The sequence below is a fragment of the Enterovibrio sp. FF113 genome (assembly GCF_041439165.1).
Taxonomy (GTDB): domain Bacteria; phylum Pseudomonadota; class Gammaproteobacteria; order Enterobacterales; family Vibrionaceae; genus Enterovibrio; species Enterovibrio norvegicus_A.
This window is the reverse complement of the sequence record NZ_JBGONO010000006.1, coordinates 172,776-191,840: the sequence shown is the minus strand read 5'-3', so window position 1 is coordinate 191,840 and position 19,065 is coordinate 172,776. Positions and strand designations below refer to the sequence as shown.

The window sequence follows — 19,065 nt, the reverse complement described above, 5'->3', positions numbered from 1 at the left end:
CAGTCGTACACCGTAAAATCCGTCCGGCTAGGCGGATAGGGTATAAGCTATAAAATCAGGCGCGCCTTGGAGATGCATTCAATATGCTATCGATAGAAAAATCAATAATTACAAAAACCTATAATAATTTAGCGAAAGACGTTTTGCGATCAGCGCGTTTTGGGTTTATTGCGTTACTCGGGGTGTCACTTCCAGCGCAAGCGCTAAGTTTAGAAGAGCAACGCACACGCTATGAAAAAGCCATTGCGGCGATTGAACGCAATGATATGGCGACATTTTCGACACTCAAATCAGGTCTTAACGGTTATCCGCTTTATCCTTATCTCGATTATCGCGAATTCATGCGTGAATTGAGTTCAGCGAAGGAGCAAGAAGTTGAAGCGTTCGTTGGTCGATATGACGAATTGCCGTTCACGAATACCGTGCGTGCTCGCTATTTGAATGTATTGGCATCGAGAGGTAAGTGGTCAGAATTGCTGGCTTTTCAAACGACAGTGCCTCGTGGCGAAAGCCATCAGTGTCAGTACTATTATGCCCATAGCCAAGCGGGAGACAAAGCGTTGGCACTTTCCGGAGCCAAGTCGCTGTATTTGTCCGGCTCATCGGTTGACCGTGCGTGCGACAAGCTTTTTGAAGATTTACAGGATAAAGGCAAACTCAACAATGCTTTGGTGTTAGATCGCATGTTGTTGACGTTTGATAACCGAAATAAAACGCTGCTCAAGTATTTGGGAAAGCAACTGACAGGTAACGCCGCGGCAAGTGGTCAGCAAATTATTGCGCTTTATGACAAGCCTCAAGGTGTCGCGGAGTTTGCGAAAAAAAGCAAAGTTACGCCGTTTAATCAGCGTTTAACTCGTCTTTCTTTTGAGCGCTTAGCGCGCATCAATGCCAAAGACGCTGTGGCGCAGTTTACTCGTGTGGTGGATGGACAACATTACAAAAAGAACGAGCGGCAAGAGATGGCAGATTTTCTCGCCAGCCGTTTGATGTCGACAGATGACGATACGCTAGCGAAATGGCGTGACAAATGGCTTAAGCAGTCTACAAACCCATCTTTGTTGGAACGTCGTATTCGCGTCAGTTTAGTGAAGGGCGATTGGAAAAACGTCGAGCGTTGGCTAAATGTTCTGCCAGAAAAAGAGGCCAAGAAACTGAAATGGCGATACTGGCATGCTCGCATCGAGCAGGAAAAAGGCAACAAGGCGCAAGCCGAAAAACTGTTTGCTGACATGATTGGCGAGCGCAACTTTTACAGCGTTGCAGCAGCCATGCACCTCGACAAGCCGATTGATATTCCTTTCCAGACAACCTCGCTGAATATTGAGTCGATTAAACCGTTTCGCGCGGCGTTAGATCGTGTCGGCGAGCTGCTAGTGCTCGACAAGGTGGTAGCCGCTAAACGCGAATGGCAATATCTGCTTAGACGCGCCGATCTAGAGCAAAAAGCCATGCTGGCCGCCTTTGCTTCTGAGAGTAAGTGGTATCACCTTTCTGTGCAGGCAACCATTGCTGGCAAGTTGTGGGGACACCTTGAATATCGCTTCCCTGTGGCCCATCGCTGGTGGTTTGAGTTTTTCAGTAAAGAGCGTGAGGTTCCGTTGACGACATTGCTTGCATTGTCGCGTCAGGAAAGTGCGTTTTACACCAATGCGGTATCGCCCGTTGGTGCACGAGGTCTGATGCAACTCATGCCAGCCACGGCTAAAGAAACCTCGCAAAAGCTGGGCTTTCGTTACCTTGGCAAAAGCACATTGAGCGATCCAGGAATTAATATCCGTCTTGGCAGTGGGTACCTTCGCATGTTGCTCGACAGGTTTGACGAAAACCGCATTTTGGCATTTGCTGCGTACAACGCCGGGCCACACCGTGTTTCGCGTTGGTTGGATAAATCCGATGGCAATCTCGACGCCATTGCGTTTATCGAAGCAATCCCTTTCAACGAAACCCGTGGATATGTGCAGAACGTGCTGATGTACGACATTTACTATCGTAAGTTACTTGGGAAGCAGATACAGTTTTTGCATGAAAGTGAACAGAGTCGACGCTATTAGTCGTGTTAGGTAACAGTATGATTGAGCCAAACTCTGGCTGTGCGTAAACTACGCCAGAGTATTCTCTTCCTGTGAGGCTAGTATGCAAGACACGCCCGAGTATTCAGACTGGCAAGATGTGCTGGATTTGATTCACAGAGCAATAGATTCAGGGCATGAAGCGGAGCTTCTTAAAATGCTGCTGACACAAGATGAACGCACCGCGTTGATTGCGCGCGTGAATATTGTCAATGAGCTGCTAAAAGGTGAAATTAGCCAACGCCAGCTAAGCCAGATGCTGGGTGTAGGCATTGCCACCATTACCCGCGGTTCAAATGAGCTTAAACAACTTGATGACAGCCAGAAGGCGTGGCTGGGGAAAGTGTTAGAAAAATAGGACCGTAAGGTCCTATTTTTTTGCGCGAACGTTTTTGGCATCTGCCAATGCTAGCCGTGGTTTTGTGGCGAGTTATTTTTATCTAATGGCGGAAACAAGTTCGGATGCATAAACGGGATCAACGCCAGAATAAGTGCTTGGTGATAGACCGAGCTGCGGGTGAGTAAGTGCCCTGTTAACATGCCAATCGCTCCGCCTTTTTGCTTTACGTTTTCTTCATTGAACATTTCGTCCATCACATCGCCTAGCTCTTTGCCTGTTTCCAGCGCTTTGAGTGCCTGTGGCGGCAATGGCACAGAGGCTGAGCGCGACTCACCGGTACGATCGGATGATTCAATGACCATCCACGCAAAGGTAAATGGGTTATCCAGCCCCGCTTCAACGCCCACGTAGAAATTACCGTCAATCACCTTCTTTGCGTTGTGAACGCGATTTCTTGCGCCTGCTAGGGTCTCTTCGCTCGTCATGGGTTGATCGGCCACATCACTGGAAACAGAGATGCCTTCAAATGTCATGTCGTTATCGGGGAATACACTGCGAAATGCCGTTTCTACTGCGGCAATTTTGGCAGGGTTGAGCGAGGTGACGATCACTTTTGTCATGGTGCTAATTTCCTGAACTAAGGCGTTTGTTTTGATTTTTTGTTCGAACGGGATTTGTTTGATCCTGATGCGCTAAACAACCGAAAGGGCAGTGCTAATAAGCCGCTTAACCAGACGACGTGCCGCTCCTCACGCTGCGTTTTGATACCGATGGTCATGCCGTAATGGCCTTCATCAGGCTGGGCGCGATAAGTGCGGAATAATCTGTCCCAAATCGCAAGATTAAACCCAAAGTTTGAATCACTTTCATAGCGATGAATAGAGTGATGGACGCGGTGCATATCCGGTGTAACAACCAACACGCGCAGCCCGCGATCGATAGCGGGTGGGATGGCGACATTGCTGTGATTAAACAGTGCCATACCGCTAAGTATCACTTCAAATAAAATAACTGCGACCACAGGCGCGCCAAGCAAGGCAATGGCGGCAATCTTAATCACCATCGACAGTAAAATTTCGAGAGGGTGGAAACGCGCACCCGAGGTGACATCGAGATCTTTATCGGCATGATGAACGGCGTGCAAACGCCAAAGCAGGGGGATTTGATGAAACAGTCGGTGTTGCAGCCAGATGATACCATCCAGAGCGATGATACAAACCAACACGGATACCCATAGTGGGGTGCTCACTAGATTAAACAAGCCAATGCCTTGGTCAGCGGTCCATGCAGCAAAGCCTGCCGCTGCCAGCGGGAAGATGGCACGAAGCACGAAAGTGTTGAGGATCATCAGAGAGATATTATTAAGCCAGCGCTTGGCTTTGCTCACCGTAAGAAGGCGCTTAGGAAAAAGCCATTCGGCGAGCCCCATTGCCGCAAAAATAGAGAAAAAGGTGAGCAGTCGAAAGGCCATTTCCTGCGACTCAATAAATGTCAGCACGCGCGCTCCTGCGATGAATGACGGGTTGTTAGCTTATCATACAATACGGATCTGAATGACGATCAGCGCAATGCGCTATCATGCAATTACCCCACACATGCTATTACCCCACAAAAATAACTGCTCACGAAAAGAAAGCGCCTAACAGAGGGAGTGCTAGGCGCAAAGTACATGTTGAGAATAACGCCGCGAAGCGAGTTACCAAACACGTTTAATGGTGATTTTCGCGCCGGGGTTAAGGAAACGATGACGATAGCTCAGCGCGGAAGAAGAAAGCCCTTCATCTTGCGACAGTACGCCAGGGTGAATACGAATACGGTTCGCATCATCACGATCGGCATTGAAGCCTTCACCACCTGCCGCTGGGCCTGGAACCGAACCTTGAGATTCACTGTTAGCCTCTGTGCCCGCATCCCACACGGGTAAGGTGATAGTCATGCTTTGACCGGGTTTTAGTTTGCGTAAATCAATGCCTGATTGCGCAACCAACGCATCATTAGTATTCACGAGCATGGAAGCCACAGAGAGAAAACGCGTTTTTTGGTTACCCAGTTGCAAGGTAAAGGTTTCCGATGCGCCGGGACCAAGTGGTGCTTTCCCTGACACGGCATCTTCAACGGAACGTTGCTTCTTGTAAGTCAGAACGTCGCTGTTATCGCCACTTTCGGCGAGTTTTTCTAATGCAACACTCACCGGTTGCCCAACTTCAAATAGATCGAAGTTTTTACGATGCGTTACCAGCGTCACTGGTGACATAGGTTGCGCATCAGTCAGATTTTCCACCGTAACGGTGTACTCTTTTTGCAAGGGACAACCCGCCAATAATAGCGCAGTGATCCCAACGAGAGATAAGCGAAACATAGTACGCCCTCCCTTAATAAACCGTGACGGTGATGATGGCAACCGGATTCAACCAACGGTGTTTGGTGCTATCAAAATCACTGATACCGCCTGTGGCGTTGGTGTCGCCAAGATTCCCAGGGTGAATATGAACCGCTTGATTTGCAACGTCACTGTCAACGCCCGTGCCGCCCGTGCCAAATGTTAAGAAAGGAGGGTTGGGAACACTGGCGGCCAGTTCATCATTTGCTTCTGTGCCAGCATCATAGCCATTAGCGTTAATGACATAGGTGCCTCTCTTCTTCGGTATTTTCCAGCTGTCGACGCCGATGAATGCATCGTTTGAAGGGAGCAACATAGCGGCAATAGAAAGCACGTCGCCGTGTTGAGTATAAAGACGCGTAGAGGCCGTTTCGCCTGGGGCTAGAATGCCTTCTGCAGGGTTAGCGCTAACGGCTGCGCCTACGCTCAGTGCGAGGTCCTTTAATCCGCTGATATCGCCACCCTCTGCCATGGCTTCAACAGCCTCAGATGCGGGTGTGCCCGTTTGGAAGAGATTAGCGTCATCCGAGTGTGCAGCAACGATTAAAGGGGTGAAATAGACGCCGTCGGTAGCGTTGGTGATGCTCACATCGATATTTGCGGCTTGTGCGGAAAACGCAGCGCCCATCGCGATGGCTAAGAGTAATGGTTTCATGTTTCGCTCCATGTGCAATTGAAAGACTCAAGAATGCGTTGAGACTTTCAAAGCATGGCGCGGAAAAGTGGCGAAACGGTCTCGAATTTATTGCGAAACTCTCACAGAGTTATGTCAATTTATTCGTGAGGTTAATCGGGTGCATTGTTGTTTCGCTTTAGCTTCGGCAACCCTGTGTTATTGGGCGGCAATTTCGTTCTTATCACTCATTAGGCGTGATTCTTTTTATTTGCATCCAACTCTACATGAGTCACCACACGGTTACGGCCTTTTTCTTTGGCCATATACAAAGAAGAATCTGCCGCTTCAATAATGGATTCGACCGAATCAAATTCAGGGAAAGTTGCGACGCCTGCACTCAAGGTCGCGTAAAAAGTGTCCGGACCATTGGAGAACGGCGTCTTTGCAAAGGTGATCCGAAACTCGTCAATCAGTCGAAGGGCGATATCTGCAGGTGTGTCCGGTAAAATGAGCGCAAACTCTTCCCCCCCGTAGCGGGCACAGGTATCGGTTTTTCGGAATCGATAATTGAGCAGACGGGCGACGCCTTTGATGACTTTGTCTCCCACGGGGTGACCATATCTGTCGTTAACAGACTTAAAGTGATCGATATCTATCATCACAAAACTCAATGGAGATTTGTGACGGCGTGCTCGTGACAATTCGCGGTCGAGGGCAACTTTGAGGTTCGAGTGATTGAGTAATCCTGTGAGGCTATCCCTGTCCATTAAGGCGCTTAATTGACGGAAGCGTTTAGCGCGAATGGAGACTGCTTGCGTTAGGTGCAGATCATTGATGGGTTTCGTGAGGAAGTCATCTGCGCCCACTTGCAGCGCTTTCATTTGTAACTTTAAATCGGTTTCACCCGAAAGGTACACAATAGGCACATTGGTGTGCGAAGAGTGCTGACGAATCACACTGGCGGCTTCCACGCCCGAGCAATTGGGCATGTACAAATCCATCAGTACCAAATCGGGACTGAATTCGCCGAGCTCATCGAGCAAATGTTCTGGATCGTCAACAATCAGGGTTTTCATTCCCGCCCCTTGCAGCACAATGGAGTAGTGCTCAGCAAGTATCTGTTCATCTTCAACGATCAGGACACGGTATTGCGCGTTATGAGTTTCCCAAAGAGAATCCAGTACACTGAGAATATCATCGTATTCAATTGGTTTATGGAAAAAGGCAAACGCCCCTGCTTTGGCAGCGAGAAGTCTGCTTTTCCAACACTCGGTGCTGCTTAATACCACCAGTGGAATACCGCTATTTTTACGCCACACCTTGGTGACTTTACTGAGTAGATCACATTCATTGATATCAACAATTAGCACTGACGGCGCTTCTTTACTCAAGGCCTCTTTCAAGTCGTCAGTAGCGTCGAATGACAGCACGTCATATTCAAGGTATTGAAGTTGTTCGACCATATCTTGGGTGTTACTGAGATCATCGGCGAGCACATAGACCAGCTGTTTGGTTCGTCCTTGTTCGTGAAGTAAAGTGACTTCACCGTAGGTGAGATCTTCCGGGCGTTTAGGTTCAATGCGAGCCACATCGTCGATTGTGGCAATGAGCGCATCCATGTCGGTATTTGGCCAAGGGTTTTCCCGACCCTCAAGAGAAGGTTTGAGCAAGACTTCGATATCGCGCCCACGTTCCCCTAGATCAACAAACCCTAGCGTAGTGGCCGTCCCCGCTAATTTATGTGCTTCAAGCACCAATTCGTCGAGTTCGCCGTGGGTCGATGTCTTATTGGTTTGGATCGTTTGCCATAACGTCGTTATCCTTTCGACGCGTTTACCAATGCCTTTGGCAAATTTGGCTTGTTGTTCCTGAAACTTTTTTAGTTGAGATGGTCTCATAAGCCTTCCCTTGTCATCATGCTTTTGATTTGTTCGGCAAGCATCATTGGATCAAAGGGTTTACTGATAACCCCAATAGCCCCGCAGTCGTGGTAGGCCTTTATCTCGGAAGGCTGCACTTTTGCAGTCATAAAAATAGCGGGTGTCATCTCCATATGAGGCAGCTTGCGTAAATTTATCAGCGTAGTGGGGCCATCCATATCAGGCATCATCACATCCAGCAGCAGTAAGTCAGGGGAGGAGAGCGCTCCCTTTTCCAACGCTTCTTCACCACAACTGCATACAAGAAGGATGAAATCGTCGCCTTCTAACGCCATTTCGGCAACATCGCGAATATCTTCGTCATCTTCTACATATAAAACAGTAATTGGCTTGCTCATTACACTGCCTTTTTGGAGAATGTTTTCTTAAGTATAAGACGGACTTCCGATTTGAGTTTGTCGATATTTAATTGAGACTTTTCATGACACGAAATGACGTTGGTCGGCAGTGTCTTTTCAAGGCGTGTTTCTGAAATCAAAATGACAGGGTTCGCGTTTTCTGCCATTGAAGATAGGAAAGGTGTAATACTCTCTTCGTCCCATTCATTGTCCAATATGACCAGCTCGAAATGTTGCTGTTTGAAAGCCAAGATGGCGGATTGAAATGAGGAAACACAAGAGATCTCTGCGATCTCGGCAAGTTCACCTCGCAATACTCGAATGAGATTGTCGTCACTCCCGACATATAACACCTGAAACACTGCGTTGAATTGGGTTACCACACCCCCGTGATCAGCACTCAAGCGCTTAGCCTCGGCTGTATCAATAGGGAGCGTGAAATAGAAAGTCGACCCCTCATCGAGCGCCGAGAAGAAGTCAATTTGTCCCTTATGGCCTTCTACAATCGATTGGGTAATGCTAAGCCCTAAGCCTGTTCCACCAACTCTTCGTGTATCTGAGCTGTCTGCTTGGGAGAAACGTTCAAAGATGCGTTGATGGAATTCAGGAGGGATACCCGATCCGACATCAGTCACATCGATGCGGTAAAATGAATCCTGTTGCGCTAGTGTGATGGTGACTTCACCATATTCTGGGGAGTATTTGATCGCGTTTGACAATAAGTTAGCCATCACTTGCAACACCCTACCTGAGTCGGCATTGACATAGGCATCGTTAACTTCGTTGATGTATACCAACGAGACGTTGTGTTGTCGTGCAAACCCGTCGTTGTCGTCAATCGAACGCCGAATCAGTGAATCAAGATTAATACGGCTAAAACTAAAGCTGAGTTGCCCTGAATCTAGTTTTTCAATATCAAGAATATCGTTGATTAAAAGGGTTAATCGTTCACTGTTTCGAAGTGCAATGGTGAGCATCTTTTTGCTTTTTTCTGGCAAGTCATTGCCAAATTTGCCTAATACGATACCTAACGCACCGCGAATGGATGTGAGCGGAGTACGTAATTCATGACTAACGGTTGCGACAAATTCATTTTTTACACTTTGCGCCTTTTTGCGAGCCGTAATATCTCGAATAATGCCAGTAAACATTCGCGCACCTAAGACGCGCATTTCACTGACGGATAGCTCTGCGGGAAATTCCGAACCGTCTTTGCGTTTAGCGACGATTTCTCGACCAATCCCGATGATTTTTGCAGGCTTTCCACCGAGATAGTTCGTCAAGAAAGTGTCATGTTGTAGGGCGAAATCTTGTGGCATCAGCATGTTCACTTTTTTCCCGATAACTTCGTCAGCGTAATACCCAAATAAGCCTTCTGCCGCGGGATTAAAGGTCGCGATATAGCCCTTTTCGTCGATGGTGATGATGCTATCAACTACGGTGTCAACAATGGCAAGTAACTGGCTCTGGCCTGATTGCCTTTCAGCCTCAAGATTCAACTCACCGGCCTTGTTTATTTGTTCTGTTGTTCGGTTAAACGCATTCGCCAGTACCTCTAATTCAATGGCGGTGTGAGAGAGTGCTATCGGGTAGGTGCCTTCTTCCACTTTTTCTGACAGCTGCGCAATAGGGAGAGCCATTTTTTCCCCCCACCGACGTGCAATCGCCACGATAGGGAATAAGGATATTAAGGCGAGAATGCTAACGCTGGTTAGCCATGGCGAGATCTTGTGTAGCAGGTAAAGGTAAGGCTCGGACAAGGTGATGGATATGGGGAAATCACTGAGTGTCATGTCTGATGAAGGCACCACAAAGGCTGTGGACTCAAATTTGTGCCTTTCACCGTTGGTGAATTCCGTTTTTTCGCCCAATTTGAGCGAATAGTAACGGTCAATGTTTTCAAGCACTGGCGAAACCAACTCGGATAAGTTAACTCGTGCAATGATGCCGCCTTGTACCGCGCCAAAATACGTAATGGGTTCAACAATGAAGAAAGCCCCTTTGTGCAGTTTTATGTCCCCCTTGCCGGTTACCAACGTTTCTCTGACGAACGAGGCAGAATACCAAGTGGGGGGAGAAGAGGATTTGTCTAATAGAGAGCCCGCATAATCAAAAAACTGCGCATCATCAATGGCAGTGTACTGGGTGAGATCTTCTAGCGCATGGTCGAAATAGAGGCTGCTGCCGTTAATGTCGATAAGGCTATTGATTGACAGCTGACTTTCAGCGGTTCGCGTAACCGCGACGCGTTGGTTGTTGATTTCTTGATTCAATATTTTGAGGCGAGTTTGTGCTTGAGTATGCAGTTCCACATGGAGCTGCTTTTCTATTCGAAACAGCTCCATCACCGTGGTTGCACCGACCACAAAAAGAAAAAATGACACAAGTAACACCAAATTCAGATTGGCAAATCGGTTGGCAATACTTCTATTTTCGGCCATTAGTTTGTGGACCTTATAGGGTGAAGCATGCCGTTTTTATAAAAAGAAAAGATATAATCCTCTGGCGTTAATGCATCTTGTTGGCCGCTTAGGAAGGGGGATTGATAGCGCTTCATGACACCTTTGTGTTGATCAAGATTTTTCATTTCCTGACGAATTTTCGTCATGTCGGAGCTGCCTGCTTTGCGCGTTGCTTGTGCTAACAAGTGCATTAAATCGTAAGCATGTGCGGTGCCAGATGGGGCGAAAATGTCGGTGGCGGATAGGGTGTTGTATTGATGGTGGTAACGCTTAGCCAGCGACGTAGCAATCGGGCTGTCATTGTTGATAAAGGAAAAAGTTTGCAGAACACGAAGGTCTATTTTCTCTAGCTCTCTTGCAGCCTGTTGGGCAAATTCTGACCCTGTTATCCCCCAATGAGAAATCACGACAGGAGGCGTGGGGTGTGTCGCTAAAGCGGCGAGGAACTTCTGACCTTCTACAGGATTACCAACATAAATAATGACTTCTGCACCCCGTTCGATGAGTCGAGTTGTTTTGGATGAAATATCCTTTTCTCCCCAATCAAACCACTCTAAATGAGCGGGAGGGAGATCGCGCTCTGCCATTGCATTGGTCAAGCCTTCGTAATTGCTTCGTCCCCATCCATTGTTAACCAGCATTAATCCAATATTGGGTGATACGTCGAGAGCGCCGTCGAGGAGAAATTCAGCGGCATACTCATCTCGAACAGAGACACGGAAAACAAAATTGGGATCATGCCCGTTATCCACAATGGGGGTGGCGGCAGCCCAAGGAACGAGCATGAGCATGTCATGTTGATGGAGTAAATCGAGCTCGGCGAGGGCTACAGGGCTACTTATTCCGCTGAATACGGCAATAAGATTGGGCAGTTTGGCGAAGGTTTTGATGTTGTCGATCCCTCGCGATGGCACCATGGAATTATCTCTCGCCACCAGTTTCACTTCCTTGCCCAGTAGTCCGCCCTGTGCATTAATTTCGTCTAGTGCCAACTCAATGCCACGACGTATGGCTAATCCGGACAAGGCAGAAAGGTTTGTCAGGTCTGCATCTAGCGCGACCAATAAGGCGTCTGGATGCGGCGCTTTCCAGTTTTGGCTGGTTTGCAATACTTGTTCAACTAGCGCAGTGCCAAATATCATGCGATTACGCTCAAGAATTGTTTTGGAGACATCCTTCATTTTGCCAATAAGGTGAGGCGACGCTTGTGTGATTGTCCATTTACGATTCACAGCAGAGTAAGCATTTTCTCCTTCTTGATCGGCAAGCGAATATTGATGCTGAGTGGTTGCTTTTACTGCCTCTAGCAGCGCGTCTTGATAAATACTAGGAAGCGAATCAAACGAGCTCGGTGACATCATCATCACAAGTGAGAGGTATCCATGATTGGTTTTAGTAATCTGTAGATTGTCGACGCCGAGTTTGGCGATATTGACGAATGTACCCTCAGCCCCGTCAATGGCTTTTTTGGCAAAAGCATCAGCGACATGATTGGAGGCAATGGGTACCGTGGTACTTCCCCAATGCTCAAATTGCTCGCGCAGCACTAAACTCTCCATGATTCTGAAGCGGCGGTTTTTAAAATCAGACAGCGATGAAAGCGGGGCGGTGGTGATTAATTGCTTAAAGCCGCCTTTCCAAAATGCGAGCCCTTTAAGATCTTGCTCATCGAGCGCTGATAACAGCGTCCGCGCGGCACTGGATTCATAAGCACGTTGTACCGCTGCGTTATCTTCGAATAAAAATGGAATGTCGAGGATCTGCATTTCAGGCACAAGGTGAGACAGCTTTGACGCTGATGTGATGATGATATCCAGCTTATTTTGTTGTACTTGAGCTATCACTTCACGCTCTGATAGGCGTGAGGATGTCGACACTAATTCGACAGTGACATTACCTTGAGTTGCACTTTCTAATGATGATGCAAAGAATTTTGCAGCCTTATGCTCAGTACTGCCTGTGGCATTTGCCAGCGCCAGTTTTAATACGAACGATTCAGCGTCTTGCTCAGGATTGACGACTTGCGAATCGGGTTGACGGTCGCAACCGATAAGCAGCATGACAAACACGCCAAATAATAAAGTATGTTTCATCAAGTTTTCTTGGCCTCATGAATTGATTCAGTGGCAGATCTTTTGGGGTCGATCTGCGAGCTTGCTTATTACAAGGTTAGAAATGAGTGGTGTGTTTCGCCAGTGAGACATTGAGGCATTGAGACATTGAGACATTGAGGTTAAAGCAACGAATGAGGGGAGCATTGGGTATACATTTGTAATAGGTGTTTTGACACAAACCAGCGGCGCTGAGTTTCTGGTCTAGTATGTTAATTAAGTAGTTAGTCAATAGTGGCGTCTCGCCACGCGCTTTTTAACATCAGGGGCACCGTATGCTTTATGAGCTCAATGCGACATACATGGAATCCATTAAACCGCTAAATAGTTGGGTGAGGTTTGTCAGAGACTTTAACGCTGCGCCTTGGAATGGCATGCGAGATTCCACCCTTGCGCGTACTTTAGATGCTTCGATGGAGCTGGTGGAGCGACTAACCGATTGCTATGACGAGCCGGCTTGGGGCTTGGATTATACGGTGATTAACGGCCAGAGTTTGGCGATTCAATACAATGTGATTGCCAATAAACCGTTTTGTAACTTGCTTCATTTTAGGCGTAGCAAGGCGCAGTTAAACCAGCCGAAAGTCCTTTTCGTTGCTCCGCTATCGGGTCATTTCGCCACACTACTTCGCGGCACGATTCGCGAATTCTTACCTGATCATGATGTGTACGTGACCGACTGGCAAAATGCCCGAGACGTGCCGCTCAGTGAGGGGGACTTTCATTTTGATGACTACGTGGATTACCTGATTGAATTTTTGGAAATGCTGGGGCCAGATACACATGCGATTGCTGTGTGTCAGCCTTGTGTGCCATTAATGGTGGCTACTGCGCTGATGGCAGAGCAAAACAACCCTGCAACCCCGTCGAGCATGACACTAATGGGCGGTCCAATTGATACCCGCATCAATCCCACAGAAGTGAACGATTATGCCAGCGGCAAAGATTTAGAATGGTTTGAATCGAACGTGATTTGCACTGTGCCCGAGCAATACAAAGGGATGGGACAGTTGGTGTACCCAGGCTTTGTGCAGCTTTCCGGTTTCATGTCGATGAACCTTGATTCCCATGTGCAAAAGCACTTTAAGTTCTTTGGTGATTTGGTTAAAGGCGATGGTGACAATGCGGAGTCGCACCGTCAGTTTTACAATGAATATTTAGCAGTGATGGATTTGCCCGCGCAATACTACCTCGACACCATTCGCAAAGTGTTTTTGGATCAAAAGCTCGCGAACAAAACCATGACCTATCGTGGCAAGCTCATCAACCTTGATTGCATCACGGAAACGGCGATCCTGACCATTGAAGGTGAGTTGGATGATATCACTGGGCGAGGTCAAACTGCGGCGGCACTGGATTTGTGCACCAAATTGAGAAAATCCAAGAAAGTGCATTACGAGCAAGAAGGTGTGGGGCATTACGGTATTTTCAACGGTCGCCGTTATCGCGAAGTCATTGCACCGAAGATCAAAGGGTTTATCAAAAAATACGAGCCGAAGATCGTGAAAGCCGCATAGTCTATTTGCGCCTATTGGGGTGAAAAAACACTTTTGCCTCAGGCGCGATTTTGTTCCTTCTCAATCGCCGTTATAACAGAAACGGTCATCGGTATTGAGAAGGAAAGCAACGGATGTTCAGAAATTTACTCATCTTTATAAAACAACCTATCCTCATAACACTCCCCACCCTCATCAAGCGGCCTCTCTTTATATTGACTGTGCTGAGCATATTGGGCGTTTCAACCGCGTATGCGCATGGACCGTCAAGGCTCAAAGTCTCAGAATCCGTCACCATCAACGCCCCCGCTGAAAAAGTATGGAAAACCGTGGGTGCGTTTAATAGTCTTGCTTGGTTGCCGCCTGTGACCAAGGTGGTGATGGAAAAAGAGCCTGCTAATGAGAAAGGCGCGGTGCGTGTGGTGTATGTCGGCGAGCAAAGTGTCGAGGAGACGCTGAAAAAGTTCGATGACAAAGGAATGATGCTTAAATACAAAATTAGCAAAGACAACACGGCACTTCTTCCTGTGACCAATTACCAATCCACCCTCACCGTTAAAGCGGATGGTGATAACAGTGTGGTGACATGGAAAGCAGGTTTTTACCGCGGCGATCCAAACAATAATCCACCAGAAAATTTAAATGATGAAACCGCCATCAGTGCGATCACAGGGTTATACAAAGCAGGGCTAGGTAACCTTAAAAAGGTGATGGAGCAGTAAGTGTGCAGGTTTGAGTGAGCGCGAGTAGATTGCACGATTAGAGAGCCAGAAGAGATAGAAACAGCGAAAGGGGCGTATCGCCCCTTTCGCTGTTTCCACGTTGGCACGGATTCGTTATTAGCTTAATTCTTGGCTTCCTCCGCCACTCACTGTCAGGATTTGTCCGCTCACCCATGCCGCCGCTGGCGAGCACAAAAACAAAGCCGCGAGCGCAATATCATCAGTGATACCCAATCGGCCTAGTGGTGTGTGTGTCAGCATGGCTTTTTCTATGTCTGGTGTGAGCACTTTTTCCAACGCCTGAGTCCGAATTGCCCCAGGTGCAATCGCATTGACACGAATGCCCATTGGACCTAAATCAAACGCCGTATTGCGCGTTAAGTGATTCACTGCGGCTTTTGATGAGCCATAAGAAGCCATATGAGCGTTCTTGTTTTCTCCTGCCATTGAACTGATGTTTAATATCGCGCCGCCCCCCGCTCGTTGCATTACAGGGGCGCAAAGCTGCATTAAGCGAAACGGCGCGTAGACATTGATCTGATACGCCCAGTCAAAATCTTTCATTGGCATATCAAACGGTTTTGGACCCCCGCCGCCCGCGTTATTGGCGAGTAGGGTGAGCTTGCCAAACTCCCGCATTGCGGTTTCTACCAGGGCGACAAGATCTTCCTCTTTGGTGACATTGCAAGCGGTCGCAACGGCTTTGCCGCCTTTGGCTGTGATAGCAGCAGCCACATCGCTCGCTGCCTGCATATCGAGGTCGCTCACCACCACGGCTGCGCCCGCATCCGCAAAGACTTCAGCAATACGACGCCCAATACCTGCTGCGGCGCCAGTGACAATAGCGACTTGCCCCTCAAGGCTGAATTGTTGAATAACCGACATACTGCTTCCTTTAATGCTGTTCAGTTTTTTGAGTGCTTTGAAGGTAGATGCGCAGGAAGTATCTAGGCGGTTTATTGTTGATACGAAACTGAAAGGAGGCAGAGCGGGATAAAAGAAACAAGAGGGTAGAAGCGAAGAAATACGCAAATATGAGCGGAAGAGAGGCATCATCTACCTCTCTTGTTAAAGGGTATTGAATCGGGGGTTAGCTTGCGTAGCGGAAGTAATCGAGCCCTTCTACTTTGCTGGTCACCTGTTTGGTGATCATCTGTGCCAGCAAATCGCCTGAACCACACGCCATGGTCCAGCCTAAGGTGCCGTGACCCGTATTGGTGAACAAGTTACTGTACGGCGTTTTCCCAATGACAGGCGTACCATCGGGCGTCATGGGGCGGAAGCCCGTCCAGAACTCGGCTTTTGCAAAATCGCCGCTGTGCGGGAAGAGATCTTTCACCACCATCTCAATGGTTGCTTTGCGTTTTTCTGGAATGGCCGGATCAAACCCTGCCAATTCCGCCGTGCCCGCCACGCGGATGCGATCATCAAAGCGCGTCAGCGCTACCTTGTAGGTTTCATCCATCACGGTAGAAACAGGCGCTTGTGATGCGTCGGTAATCGGCACGGTTAGCGAGTAGCCTTTTACCGGATAGACTGGGATCTTCACGCCAAGCTTGGCTAAAAATGGGGTGGAATAGCTGCCCATAGCGACCACGAAGGTGTCGGCTTCTAACGTGCCTTTGTCTGTCTCCACACCGACGATACGCGTGCCTTCGCGTTTTACATCCAACACGGGCGTATCAAACAAAAACTCGACGCCATGTTGTTTGGCGAGTTCGGTCATTTGTTGACAGAACAGGTAACAATCGCCCGTTTCGTCATCAGGCAGATACAAACCACCTTTTAGCTTATGGCTCACAGCTGTCAGCCCGGGTTCTTGCTTAATACACGCTTCCACCGACATGCGTTGGAAGCGTGTACCGCTTTGTTCTAGCAGGGCGATGTCTTTTTCTACCGCATCCACTTGTTTTTGGCTGCGGAAGAGTTGCAGTGTGCCTTGTTGACGACCTTGATACTGAATGTTGTGTTGATCGCGCAGTTCAATCAGGCACTCTCGGCTGTGATTGGCAATGCCCAGCATGCGCGATTTGTTCACTTTGTAGCGGTCGAGCTGGCAGTTGACCAACATTTGGCTGGCCCACTTAATGAGCTGCGGATCTAATCTAGGTTTCACTTTCAATGGGGCGTGTTCTTCCATCAACCAGCGAATGGCTTTTTGTGGAATACCCGGCGCCGCCCAAGGGGAGGAGTAGCCATAGGAAATTTGCCCAGCATTGGCAAAACTGGTTTCTTCACCGCTGCGTGATTGACGATCAACCACCGTCACTTGATAGCCCGCTTTTTGCAGATACCAAGCGCTCATTAGACCCACAACACCGCTTCCCAATACCAAGGCTTTCATCTTTTTCTTCTCCCACGTGAAAACAAGGCGAGTGTGTGTTGTTTACAAGGTGCTAACAATCGATATAAATTAATCACAGCGTATAGAAAAACTAAAAGCAGAAAGATGCAGACAATCAAAAGCAACCACTTGGGTGCGTTACTCACGTTTACGGAAATGGCCAAACACACCAGCTTAACCAGTGCTGCCAAGGCGTTGTGCCTGACGACAGGGGCGGTGAGTCAGCAACTGTTACAGCTTGAACAACAGTTAGGTTTTAGCTTGTTTGAGCGTCACTCGCGGGGGATTCGGTTAACCGAGAAAGGTAAACAACTGCTGCAAAGTGTGAGCTTCCATTTAGGAGAAATAGACGCTGAGATCACCGTGCTTCAGCAATTGCAGGGAAAAAAGCAGGAAGTGCGCCTGAAACTCACCCCGTCGTTTGCCTTCAAATGGCTAGTGCCAAAGCTTGAAAGCTTTCATCAGCAATTTCCGGAGATTCAAATTCAGATTTTTGCCGAAGGCGCACTGGTGAACAGTGATACGCGAGATTTTGATCTGGCGGTTGATTACCGCCAGCACCCTTATCGTCATCCTAATGCCGAGCTGTTGCTGGATGAATATTTACTGCCCGTGATGAGCCCAAGGTACCTTGCAAAACACCACTGGCTGTTGGATGACCCATATAGCTCAGAGCATTGGCAATCTGTCACCTTGCTGCACGATGCCATGCCGTGGGAAAGCGCCGCACGTGATCATGAGTGGCGATATTGGGCATTAGAGCAAGGGCTTGAGATGCCGACAGATAAAGGCCATTTTTTCAACCGCACTGATATGGCCATGTCTGCTGCCGAAGCCGGTGTCGGGATTGCCATGTCGCGTATGGCACTCATTGATGACGAGTTGGACACCGAGCGTTTAGTGTCGCCTTTCGCACCGATCAAAGCCAACGCGGGCTATTACTTGATAAACACCACTCAAAACGAAAGCACTGCCTGTTGTGTTGGGTGGTTGAGGGAGCAAATTGGGGAGGGACCGTCAAAGCGCCTGTGACATCAAGGACAGCAACAGCGCACCAATCACGCTCCACATTCCCAAACAGTTGAACCACATAAACAATGAAAACTTTGTTGAGGTTGTGGTTACTCTACGACGAATGAGTGGGTAGGCAAGCCAATAGCCAAAGAGGCGTGTTGCAATGTTACTGAAAATCATGCTTGACCAGTCAGCGTGGAGCTTCCGGGGATCTTTTGCTAATTGTTGATCAATGAAAACGATACGTTGCGGATCTCCCAAAGAAACTATTGCACTCATGATGGTTCCGGGAAGAGCCCACAATATGGCGTAGATTGCGAGTAAGCCTGATGCCGCTATTTTTAGCTCTTCAATGTGCATGGGTATCCATTTTTAAGGTCAGAATTAGGGAATAATTCCCAGCAACTTTGCCAAGCAAACAAAAAACGTTGTACCAACCAAACTCCACATTCCCAGGCAATTTATCCACATGAGTAGCCTGAATTTTTTAGACTGGGTGGTAGCTCTTTTCTTAATAAATGGATAAGCAATCCAGTAGCCAAATAGTCGTGTGCCAATTGAAGTATACAATTGATATTCAGGCTTTAAATAACCTCTCTCGTCATAATACTTCTTCAGGTTCTTAGCAAGTTGTTTATCAATAAATACAATTCGTTCAACATCACCGAGTGCAACCATGGCACTCATAACCGTTCCAGGAATTGCCCAAATGACTAGATAACCACCGAAAAGTGCGCTGATGAGCACAATTGCTACTTCGTACCATTCCATTGTGATTTGCTTGTGTCTAACTCAAGATGTGTAAATGTCGAACGAGAAAGGCCAGAAGCATCGTGACCATAAGGCTCCAGAAGCCAACAGAGTTCAACCACATAAATACTTTGTATTTAATTGGCATTGATTGGGCATGCTTTTGAATAAATGGAAAAGTAAAACAATAGGTTATGAAACGGCCGCCAATATTCAAAAAATTCATGTTCTTTAGGTTGCCTTCCTCATCATAAAGCTCGTTTAATTTTCTGCTTAGCTGGCTATCAAGATAAATGATGTGTTTAAAACTCCCCAGAGAAACAACGCAAAAAGAGATAATGCCCGGAATAATCCAAGCGAGAGATAGCGTCCCTACAATGGCAAGTATTACGAGTGTTATGTCAGATTCTGTCATGATGGGTGAAAGCGACTTAATTAAACATTGAATAAGCAAGAATCACAAAGAAAAGCCACCGTCCA

17 protein-coding genes are annotated in these 19,065 nt (G+C 47.8%); 5 read left to right on the top strand and 12 right to left on the bottom strand.

The window, feature by feature from the left end:
- Positions 1 to 83: 83 nt before the first annotated feature.
- Together sltY and trpR are read left to right on the top strand one after the other, a co-directional pair.
- Complete coding sequence (gene sltY / locus ACED36_RS06875) at positions 84 to 2,054, top strand: murein transglycosylase (RefSeq protein ID WP_017004609.1); 1,971 nt, start codon at positions 84 to 86, stop codon at positions 2,052 to 2,054.
- An 82-nt stretch (positions 2,055 to 2,136) separates the two neighbouring features.
- On the top strand, positions 2,137 to 2,430 hold the full coding sequence (trpR, locus tag ACED36_RS06870) for a trp operon repressor (protein ID WP_017004610.1): 294 nt from the start codon (positions 2,137 to 2,139) through the stop codon (positions 2,428 to 2,430).
- Between the two features lie 50 nt (positions 2,431 to 2,480).
- Here the strand turns inward: trpR and yjjX are convergent, their stop codons facing one another.
- The 8 genes from yjjX to dctP form a co-directional block, all read right to left on the bottom strand.
- Entirely contained in the window at positions 2,481 to 3,032 is a 552-nt protein-coding gene (gene yjjX / locus ACED36_RS06865) for an inosine/xanthosine triphosphatase (protein ID WP_017004611.1), read from the bottom strand.
- Between the two features lie 17 nt (positions 3,033 to 3,049).
- Positions 3,050 to 3,910: a sterol desaturase family protein gene (locus ACED36_RS06860; protein WP_016959754.1), complete on the bottom strand. Its 861-nt coding sequence runs from the start codon at positions 3,908 to 3,910 to the stop codon at positions 3,050 to 3,052.
- Positions 3,911 to 4,108: 198 nt separating this feature from the next.
- On the bottom strand, positions 4,109 to 4,771 hold the full coding sequence (locus ACED36_RS06855) for a spondin domain-containing protein (RefSeq protein ID WP_016959755.1): 663 nt from the start codon (positions 4,769 to 4,771) through the stop codon (positions 4,109 to 4,111).
- A 13-nt stretch (positions 4,772 to 4,784) separates the two neighbouring features.
- On the bottom strand, positions 4,785 to 5,447 hold the full coding sequence (locus ACED36_RS06850) for a spondin domain-containing protein (protein ID WP_371732991.1): 663 nt from the start codon (positions 5,445 to 5,447) through the stop codon (positions 4,785 to 4,787).
- 209 nt (positions 5,448 to 5,656) lie between these two features.
- Positions 5,657 to 7,306: a diguanylate cyclase gene (locus ACED36_RS06845; protein ID WP_371732990.1), complete on the bottom strand. Its 1,650-nt coding sequence runs from the start codon at positions 7,304 to 7,306 to the stop codon at positions 5,657 to 5,659.
- On the bottom strand, positions 7,303 to 7,686 hold the full coding sequence (locus ACED36_RS06840) for a response regulator (protein ID WP_017004612.1): 384 nt from the start codon (positions 7,684 to 7,686) through the stop codon (positions 7,303 to 7,305). The genes ACED36_RS06845 and ACED36_RS06840 overlap by 4 nt, the downstream gene beginning before the upstream one ends.
- A complete protein-coding gene (locus ACED36_RS06835) occupies positions 7,686 to 10,127 on the bottom strand; it encodes a PAS domain S-box protein (protein ID WP_371732988.1) in 2,442 nt (813 codons plus the stop codon). Before ACED36_RS06835 ends, ACED36_RS06840 begins: the two co-directional genes overlap by 1 nt.
- The gene (gene dctP / locus ACED36_RS06830; protein WP_371732987.1) at positions 10,127 to 12,241 is read right to left on the bottom strand and encodes a TRAP transporter substrate-binding protein DctP; all 2,115 of its coding nucleotides are present in this window, start codon (positions 12,239 to 12,241) and stop codon (positions 10,127 to 10,129) included. Before dctP ends, ACED36_RS06835 begins: the two co-directional genes overlap by 1 nt.
- A 293-nt stretch (positions 12,242 to 12,534) precedes the next feature.
- Here dctP and ACED36_RS06825 point away from each other — a divergent pair, with 293 nt between their 5' ends.
- Complete coding sequence (locus tag ACED36_RS06825; protein WP_371732986.1) at positions 12,535 to 13,776, top strand: polyhydroxyalkanoate depolymerase; 1,242 nt, start codon at positions 12,535 to 12,537, stop codon at positions 13,774 to 13,776.
- A 113-nt stretch (positions 13,777 to 13,889) separates the two neighbouring features.
- A complete protein-coding gene (locus tag ACED36_RS06820) occupies positions 13,890 to 14,477 on the top strand; it encodes an SRPBCC family protein (protein ID WP_016959762.1) in 588 nt (195 codons plus the stop codon).
- Positions 14,478 to 14,594: 117 nt separating this feature from the next.
- Here the strand turns inward: ACED36_RS06820 and hdhA are convergent, their stop codons facing one another.
- Together hdhA and ACED36_RS06810 are read right to left on the bottom strand one after the other, a co-directional pair.
- The gene (gene hdhA / locus ACED36_RS06815; RefSeq protein ID WP_017005900.1) at positions 14,595 to 15,362 is read right to left on the bottom strand and encodes a 7-alpha-hydroxysteroid dehydrogenase; all 768 of its coding nucleotides are present in this window, start codon (positions 15,360 to 15,362) and stop codon (positions 14,595 to 14,597) included.
- Between the two features lie 205 nt (positions 15,363 to 15,567).
- Entirely contained in the window at positions 15,568 to 16,821 is a 1,254-nt protein-coding gene (locus tag ACED36_RS06810; RefSeq protein WP_016959764.1) for a D-amino acid dehydrogenase, read from the bottom strand.
- A 105-nt stretch (positions 16,822 to 16,926) separates the two neighbouring features.
- On the opposite strand from ACED36_RS06810, the gene ACED36_RS06805 reads away from it, so the two are divergent.
- Entirely contained in the window at positions 16,927 to 17,853 is a 927-nt protein-coding gene (locus tag ACED36_RS06805; RefSeq protein WP_017004618.1) for a LysR substrate-binding domain-containing protein, read from the top strand.
- Here ACED36_RS06805 and ACED36_RS06800 read toward each other — a convergent pair.
- Together ACED36_RS06800 and ACED36_RS06795 are read right to left on the bottom strand one after the other, a co-directional pair.
- On the bottom strand, positions 17,839 to 18,195 hold the full coding sequence (locus tag ACED36_RS06800) for a hypothetical protein (protein WP_016959766.1): 357 nt from the start codon (positions 18,193 to 18,195) through the stop codon (positions 17,839 to 17,841). The two genes, ACED36_RS06805 and ACED36_RS06800, sit on opposite strands and share 15 nt — an antisense overlap.
- Positions 18,196 to 18,219: 24 nt before the next feature.
- Positions 18,220 to 18,606, bottom strand: a complete 387-nt coding sequence (locus tag ACED36_RS06795; RefSeq protein ID WP_017004620.1) for a hypothetical protein — start codon at positions 18,604 to 18,606, stop codon at positions 18,220 to 18,222.
- Positions 18,607 to 19,065 lie beyond the last annotated feature (459 nt).